The sequence below is a fragment of the Corynebacterium sp. HMSC14H10 genome, assembly GCF_001807105.1.
GTDB classification, from domain to species: Bacteria; Actinomycetota; Actinomycetes; order Mycobacteriales; family Mycobacteriaceae; genus Corynebacterium; species Corynebacterium jeikeium_D.
In genome coordinates, this window is the sequence record NZ_KV787426.1 from 65,808 (window position 1) to 73,192 (window position 7,385).

Below are 7,385 nucleotides of genomic sequence, written 5' to 3' on the forward strand. Positions count from 1 at the left end.
AGCATCGCTCCCCTATGCCATCTTCCGTCCGCTGCGCGGTGTTTTCGAAGATAACTGGGGAGCCAAAGTGTCCAAATCCCGGCCGTGGCCGGTCATCCTCCTGCATGGAACAGGCCAGGTCAAGGGCATTTGGGAGACCCTCGGCGGTCAGTTACGGGAGGATGGCTGGGCTGTCTTCGCGCCAGATTTTGGGCACCGTGCAACAGACCCCATCAATCAGTCCATCGACATGCTCGTGCCTTACATCAAGGCTGTCCTGCACGCCACTGACGCAAAGCACGCCGTTATCGTGGGGCACTCGCAAGGCGGCTTAATTGCCACCCTGCTTTCTCTGCGCATTTCCAAGTACATCAAGCATGTTGTCTGCCTTGCCGCGCCCAATCACGGCACCAATCTGGGCGGCATCGCTTCCAGTATCACTAAGATCCCCGGCACAAAGTCGCTGATGAGCAACTTTGTGCAGAGCTATTGGGGCGTTTCCGGTTTGGAACAGCTCACGGGTTCAAAGATGGTTTTGAACTCCAATTCCCACGATATCCTCGGTCCCGGTGTTACTTACACCTGCATTGCCACCAAGTATGACCAGCTCATTTCCCCTCCACAGTCCTGTTTCTTGGATGATGGTGACACAGGCATGGTCACCAATCTCTATGTGCAGGACACGTTCCCTCAAGCCATCGTTTTGCATGAGCAGATGGCGCACGATTGGCGCCCCCGCGCGCTTACTCGCGAGGCACTATTCAAGCTGGTAGGCGAGGATTTTGACCCAATCGAGCATGCGGAATAGACCGCTCCTAACGCGGATTTTCCCACCGACAGCCGCACATCCGTCCCTGCCAAATCCAAGTCCAGCGTCGGGGGACCTCAGAGACCCCGTTCCGGTTATCGCACTTCATGGCACGCTCGATAGTCCCGGCGCGTGGGCACCGCTTGCCGACGGACTCCGTGCCCGCGGCCGCCGAGTCTATGTACCGGCCTACGGAGACCGTGGCACTGCTGCCCTCGTAGATTCTGTCGCCGAAGTCGAGGCCTATATCAACGGAGTCTGCACTGAAACGAACTCGGACACGGTCGATATTGTGGCTCACTCGCAGGGTGGGCTACTGGCTTTCCTGCTGTTTACGCGTCTTGCAAACCATGAATGCGAGCGTTTTTCGTTTCGACGTGTCATCAGTGTGTCGGGCTCTGTCGGCGGTGTAAATCTGACTGAGATCTCCCGCATTTTGGGCTGGTGGAATGGGGCTCCTGCCCGCTGGCTAATGGGACAGGCTTTAGCCGATCAAATTGCGGTAGCGGCAGGACAATATGAACTTCCTGCAGCCAACACTGCCCCACACCTCCGAAGGCGCAAGGCAGCCACACCTGACTGGATTAATGTCATCAGCCACCATGACAACCTGGTCATTCCGTGGTCCGATACCGCGCAGAGCTTCCTGCCGGACAGTCGAGCTGTTTTGCTCGAAACCGAGCTGGAGGGCAGGTCTGTTGCGCATTGGAAGCAGCAAACAGACCCCGAAGTGATCGAACTGATCACTCGGCTATTGGCGTAGAGCTTCGACCTAGAACTTGGTCAGCGACTCGCGCGCGGTGACGACATCCGCAAGCAGCTGCTGCGCGGCTGGCGAGGGGTTATCGGAGGTGAGGGCCTCGATGACGACGTCGGGAAGCCCTGCGGCGCGGTAGTCGTCGACAGTGACATCGCCGTACTCGAGGACCCCGTGGAGCCATGCGACTGCACGCGACTCTGGTGAAATGCAGCGTCGTGCGGTGCGTTCCTGCTGGACGAGCACATCACGGTTTTCCACCCCGCGCATCCCCAGCCGTGCAAGAGTGCGAGCAGCAGAGATGAGGTTCTCACCGGCAACACAATCCTGCTGGTTCGGATTGGCCGGCGGCTTCTTACGACCACGACGGCGCACGTAGAGCTCCTGCTGACCAATACCGACCAGGGAGCCATCGCGGTTTCGGATTACAGAGGTGTATGGAACGACCGTCGAATAGCCACCTTCAGTTTCGGCCTTAAGCTTTTCGACCATCTCATCCGGCACCTCTACCTCAAGGTACGCACCATTCTTACCCGGCCGGATAAATTCAAACGACCCAGTTCGCGTCCACGCCTCGTACTTCTTGACATCCAGACGCTGCATAACCAGCGTGCCAAACAGCACATCCGTCATCGAAAACAGTGCACCGCCAAATGCCGCGCCATGCATATTCGCAGTCAGAGCGTTTAGGCGCAGCTCCAATCGCCCCTCAGACCAGTCATCCGCAATCTCAGTGATACGGATGCCGGTGCCAAACAGCGGCGGCCAAATGTTCAGCAAGAACTTTGCCTTAGCCGGGGACATCTCTTTCTCAGCAAGTTTGTACAGGGTGCGTCGCAGCGATGGACCAATAGACATAACTACTTACATTAGGTGTTGACCGGGCGAACGCGGGCATTATTGTCAGAAAACAAAAGTGTGTCAGCTTCAGCACATGCTTTACGACGGTTCCCGCGCCCCACCTTTTATTAAGACAGCGACTATTTCAGCGACTATTTAGGCAGCAAACCGTTCCGCCAGCGTATTGACGCGCAGAGTGAAGAAATCCCGCAATTCCGCGTAGCGGGAATAACCATAAATCCCGCGGTCAGCTGGGTCATCATATTCCCAGCGCTCAGTCTCTACATCTGGCGCGATGTAGTCCGAAACGTCGATTTTCCCCACAACAATGACCACATCCGCACTGTCTGCGAGAGACGGCGTGAGTTGATGAGGATCGCCATCGCACCGTGCCCCCACCTCACAGAGCGCACGCCGCGCGTCTTCATCCAGACCGCGGTCATCATCATCGATGCTGATACCTGCTGACAACACTGTCAGGCCTGGGGCAGCTTGCCGCAGCAGCCCTTCTAGTACGCGTGAGAGTCCCATGTTTGAACTACTGACAAAGAGCACCTCTGACATGGCTCTATCGTAGAATATTTTTCTCGGAGAAATCACCCCAGCTTGTGGGGTTTTCTGGAAGGTTTTGCAGAAAAATGCCAAAAGCGCCCATAGCGCAGGCCCTTCCCCGAGACCAGCCCTATCGACGCTTATGACTTAAGAACAAAGTCCACTTTACATGCGCATGTAACCCCTGTGAAGCGTGGGGCTAGAGTTGCAGATGTGAAAGCTCCGTGGCCTGTGATTTTCCGGCTGTCGGCGTTGCGCTGTCCTGCTGTCGGCGTTGCGCTGTCCTGCTGGCGGCGTTGCGCTGTCCTATCGATGCAATATTCACCTATCGATACGCAGCAGCGTGGCCATAAGTGAATAGCTCATCCATATGTTGACCGGGACTTCCGACAACGTGCGCATAAGTGAAAGAAAATTCCCCCGCCCCAGCCCCCGACAGGCATTTGCCCTTTAATCAGTCTTCAAACGCACCCTTTGTTCCCCGCCCGACCTCCTTAAACCGGATAAAATTGGCGGGGCCGATCGCTCGCGAATAGGAGAATCACCGTGACCGACTCTCGCGATATTAAACCTTTTGCATCCAACCGCGGCCCCAAAGTGACCTCCATCGGTGCCATCATCGGCGCAGCAGCAGTGGGCGGCCTGCTTCTCGGAGGTGTCGGTGCGGGCACCTGCTTGGCGGTCTTTGATTCGCCCGAGCGCTCTGACTACGTCATGCAGCCCGCGCAGCGTGAGGTGCAGGCTGACATCATGGACTCAGACGATGTGCTCACCCCGGAGGAAGAACAGCGCATGCTTCGCGATGTCTCCCGGATCGCCGCCCCTGACGTGGTCCAAGGGCTGCACTACATGGTCTTTGCCGAGAACAAGGAAAACGTTAATGACTCCGTAGAGGAGTACCTGCGCGATAACCACCAGGAGCTCATCGGCAAGGATAAGTTTGCTGATGGCCAGGTCTTCGTCGGCGTGGGCCTTGATCCGCGCCAAGCCTTCGTCTTCGCGGGTGAGGACGTGGCTGCTCAAATGAAGCTACGCAAGAATGACAGCCATCTGAAACAGTCCATCGAAGCAATTAAGCCGGGCGTGCGGGATGACAACATTCCTGCTGGCCTCTTTGCTGGCGCAGCGGCTGCAATCGACGTAGACCGTGCTGCGGATACTCAGTACGAGGGCGCAAAAGAGGACCGGATGGCGGCGGCCGTTGGCCTCGGGGTGGCGGGCCTGAGCGTTGGCGGCGCTGGTGTCGGCCTCGCCGGCGGTGTACGCCGCAGCCGGCAGAAGAAGACACAGCAGGCACGCGAGGACTGGGACTACGTGTCGCAGACCTACACCGATGTGGCGCAACGGCTAAGGGAGATTGATATTCGAGCGCACTCGCTCCAATCAGGGCTGGTGGATGAGCGCCTGCGCCAGGACTGGGAGGGTTTGCGCGATGACTTCCTAGCAATCGATAGCCAGGTTGGTTTCCTCATGTCGATTCCGGCGGATGCGCCAGATGAGCAATTCCGCTCACACTCCGAGCTCATCGCCAACGCGCGCCAACTGTGCGAGCGCGTGGAAACCGCTGAGGCCAATATTGAAAAGCTGCACCGCATTGAGAACGCTGATGCGGATGCTCGCCGCTATGAACTCTACGAGCTGGAGAAGGATCTGGCACAGGCAGGCTACTTGGCCGCAAGCATCGACTCGGCGCTTGAGCGCCACGCGAAGGAGTTGGAAGATGCCGCCACTGAATTATCCAAGGAACCACACCATCCGCAGTTGATGGAGCGCTACCTAGAACTCTTGGATCGCTCCGCGCTCTTGTCGGAGCACGTGCAGTCCCAGCTGCAGAAGCGCAATGAGGCCGACGAGCGCCCCGAGCGCACGCGCATCTACGACTCTGATTTCTTCGCTGGCTCTGGCTACCACGGCTACGTGCCCTTCTATGTCGTGAGCACCTGGGATAGCGATGCCACCACTGCCCGCGACAGCTCTTCCAGTAGCGGTGGCGTCAACAGCGGGTTTAGCTCAGGGTTTTCCGGTTCAGGCGGTTCTTCCAGCTTCTAAGCCGACTTACGGGACAGAGGGGATGCGGACGTTCTGTTAGACGATTTCACCCCTCACGCTACTTAACCCCTACATTTTCCCCTTTAAACCAAAGAACCCCAGGCCGGAAAACTTCCTGACCTGGGGTTTTGGAGCCGGAAACGGGACTCGAACCCGTAACCTACCGTTAGGGTACCCTGTAAAGGTTTGACCTATAATGCCATTTATGCCTGTCAAAGCCGTTTCTCGCGCCACACAGGGACACCTCCCCTACTAGTTTTTGAGGAAAGTCTTTGGGGAAGTGCGGAGTTTTCCGAAGTAGACCCGCAGCTGGACATACGCCACAGCCTGAGTACAAGACTTAACCGGCGGTGGCTACACGGTGTCGACTAGGGGCCACACACCCCTTGCCCCAGCAACCCCTGCCCGTCGCACCCCTACCCCCCACGCATAAAAATGGACTGGGATTGCCCCCAACCCCTCAATTCCGGTTACTGCTCCTGCCACCCCACGTCGTCGGGTGTGACATCCCGGCGCGGGCCCAGTCGCGCAGCGCTCGCCACTGGTATCTCGGATGCAGTACCGCAGATACCCGTCGAAGAGCTGGACGCCTATCTACCAGTCCCGCAGCAGCCCGCCACTCTGCAAATCCCACAACCCCGACCCATCAGCTAGGGCTTTGTCATGCCTTCTGCACCGAGGCAGACGCTCATACCCTTCGACAGGCCGGCGAGGCGGTAGGCGGCTAGCGGGTCCCAGGCACCCGCGGCAAGCCGCCCGGCGCGGGCAACGGCGCCCCTCAATGGGCGAACACAATTGGTAAATTGGTCGTTTCAGGCTATCAATAGTGTCGCAATGAGAGCGCCTAGTGAAATAGCGAGCATCCCTAAGCAATTGACCCAAAACTCGCTACCTAGAAACTTGGCTCGGATATGTGCGATTGCTGCGGTGCAGAAGTAGGCAATGACTCCAACCATCGTCGCTATTCCAATGCCTGGTATCCAGAGCCCAATAATGAGTCCACTTGCTGCTAGGCACTTGATAACGATAAGAGCCCACCACCACTCTGTAGGAAGTCGTACTCCTCTGAGGCAGGCCTCGATGAATGCTACGGGTTTGAGCGAGAGTACCGCGTCTCCGAACAAAATGGCTGCAAGAATGATGGAGGGCCAAGCAGGCGAAGATTCGAGAATCATTATTTTACTCCGTACGCGATTTTAAGACGGGAGATGGAACTGTTCGCGTGAATGGATAGTTCGTCGGTGTCGTATGCACCGGCAGCCCAGCCAAGAAGCAACCCAAGATAAATGTTGTAAAGGATTGTCGCGAACTCTTTAGCGTCATCTTTAGGGAGCATATTGCCTAGGCGCAACACGATTTCATCTACCAAGAGAGTTCGAAGCTCGTTGAGAATCTCTCCGTTGTCTCCCTGTGTGATTAGGGCAGCGCCATACGCTTTCGATAATTCTTCCTGCCCAGTAAACATTTTCAGGAAAGGAGCGAGAACGTCGAGAAGGTTGTCTGATTGTCCACGGAGCTCATCGTGCATGACGGTGATTCGATGTCCAATGGTCTGAATCAACAGCGACTGCTTGCTCCCGACGTTCATAACGGTTCCAACGCTGACGTTAGCTTTCTGCGCGATGGCACGCACATTTGTATCCGCGTACCCGACTGACACAAAAAGGGCATAGGCGGTATCCAAGACTTTATTGCGCGTCGCCTCCTTTTGAGTAGCACGACTTGATTGAACTTGTTCACTGAACATGTTCAAATCGTATCGCTACATCAATCTACGGTCAAGTAGCGATGTGGTTATCCAAGTACATTGCTGTCATGAGAGGCGAGCGGGTTTCCTGCTTACAAGGAGGAAAGTTATAGCTGATCGTCACACACCTACATGTTTTTGCCAGACCAGCTTCTCGGGCCAATAGACTCAAGGATTGCCGAGCGCTTGGCCGATAAGCCTACGAGCTTGTTCCACGGCCAACGCACGACAGGGGCACCGACGACGCGGGTACTGCCTATGCGTGACGACCCATCCGGCACATACCCCCACCCTGGCAAAACTCTGGCCGGGCTCTAACATGGGCAGGCTTGCCGCACCTCGCCGGCGACGATGTGGCGCAGGCCGACCGGGAGCTGCTGCCTGCGGTGATTTCCTATCACGACCTCCGTCACACGGTAGCGACCGCCATGGCTGCAACGGGCAACGCGGCGCTGGCCACCTTGCAACTGGGCCATGCCTCCGCCTCGACTACGGAGGCCGCCTACATCAACCGCGCGGGAGATGTTGACAACTCCGCAATCATTGAAGCGTTCGCTGCCGACGCGCTGGCAATTTTCGGCGGCTAGTCGCTGCCCTCCTGCCGCCGCCCCTGCGCCCTCTTGGCGGGTTAAGTAAAGAAAAGTGTGTCCGCA

The 7,385-nt window shown here is 57.1% G+C and carries 8 protein-coding genes; 4 read left to right on the forward strand and 4 right to left on the reverse strand.

Annotation, left to right across the window (positions count from 1 at the left end; all coding sequences use genetic code 11):
• Nucleotides 1-67: 67 nt before the first annotated feature.
• Together HMPREF3135_RS06705 and HMPREF3135_RS06710 are read left to right on the forward strand one after the other, a co-directional pair.
• Nucleotides 68-787 carry an esterase/lipase family protein gene (locus HMPREF3135_RS06705; RefSeq protein ID WP_049172143.1) on the forward strand — a complete coding sequence of 240 codons (720 nt, stop codon included), beginning with the start codon at nt 68-70 and terminating at the stop codon, nt 785-787.
• Entirely contained in the window at nt 777-1,550 is a 774-nt protein-coding gene (locus tag HMPREF3135_RS06710) for an alpha/beta fold hydrolase (RefSeq protein ID WP_016421432.1), read from the forward strand. Before HMPREF3135_RS06705 ends, HMPREF3135_RS06710 begins: the two co-directional genes overlap by 11 nt.
• A 9-nt stretch (nt 1,551-1,559) precedes the next feature.
• Here the strand turns inward: HMPREF3135_RS06710 and HMPREF3135_RS06715 are convergent, their stop codons facing one another.
• Entirely contained in the window at nt 1,560-2,402 is an 843-nt protein-coding gene (locus HMPREF3135_RS06715) for a PaaI family thioesterase (RefSeq protein ID WP_016421433.1), read from the reverse strand.
• Nucleotides 2,403-2,540: 138 nt separating this feature from the next.
• Nucleotides 2,541-2,915, reverse strand: a complete 375-nt coding sequence (locus tag HMPREF3135_RS06720) for a hypothetical protein (RefSeq protein ID WP_016421434.1) — start codon at nt 2,913-2,915, stop codon at nt 2,541-2,543.
• Between the two features lie 567 nt (nt 2,916-3,482).
• Between HMPREF3135_RS06720 and HMPREF3135_RS06725 the strand changes: the two genes are divergently transcribed.
• Complete coding sequence (locus HMPREF3135_RS06725) at nt 3,483-4,985, forward strand: hypothetical protein (RefSeq protein WP_070438820.1); 1,503 nt, start codon at nt 3,483-3,485, stop codon at nt 4,983-4,985.
• Between the two features lie 812 nt (nt 4,986-5,797).
• Here HMPREF3135_RS06725 and HMPREF3135_RS11580 read toward each other — a convergent pair.
• A complete protein-coding gene (locus HMPREF3135_RS11580; protein ID WP_016421436.1) occupies nt 5,798-6,160 on the reverse strand; it encodes a DoxX family protein in 363 nt (120 codons plus the stop codon).
• Nucleotides 6,160-6,732, reverse strand: a complete 573-nt coding sequence (locus HMPREF3135_RS06735) for a TetR/AcrR family transcriptional regulator (RefSeq protein ID WP_016421437.1) — start codon at nt 6,730-6,732, stop codon at nt 6,160-6,162. Before HMPREF3135_RS06735 ends, HMPREF3135_RS11580 begins: the two co-directional genes overlap by 1 nt.
• A 329-nt stretch (nt 6,733-7,061) precedes the next feature.
• Here HMPREF3135_RS06735 and HMPREF3135_RS06740 point away from each other — a divergent pair, with 329 nt between their 5' ends.
• Nucleotides 7,062-7,319: a tyrosine-type recombinase/integrase gene (locus HMPREF3135_RS06740; RefSeq protein ID WP_016421438.1), complete on the forward strand. Its 258-nt coding sequence runs from the start codon at nt 7,062-7,064 to the stop codon at nt 7,317-7,319.
• The last annotated feature ends 66 nt before the right edge of the window (nt 7,320-7,385 follow it).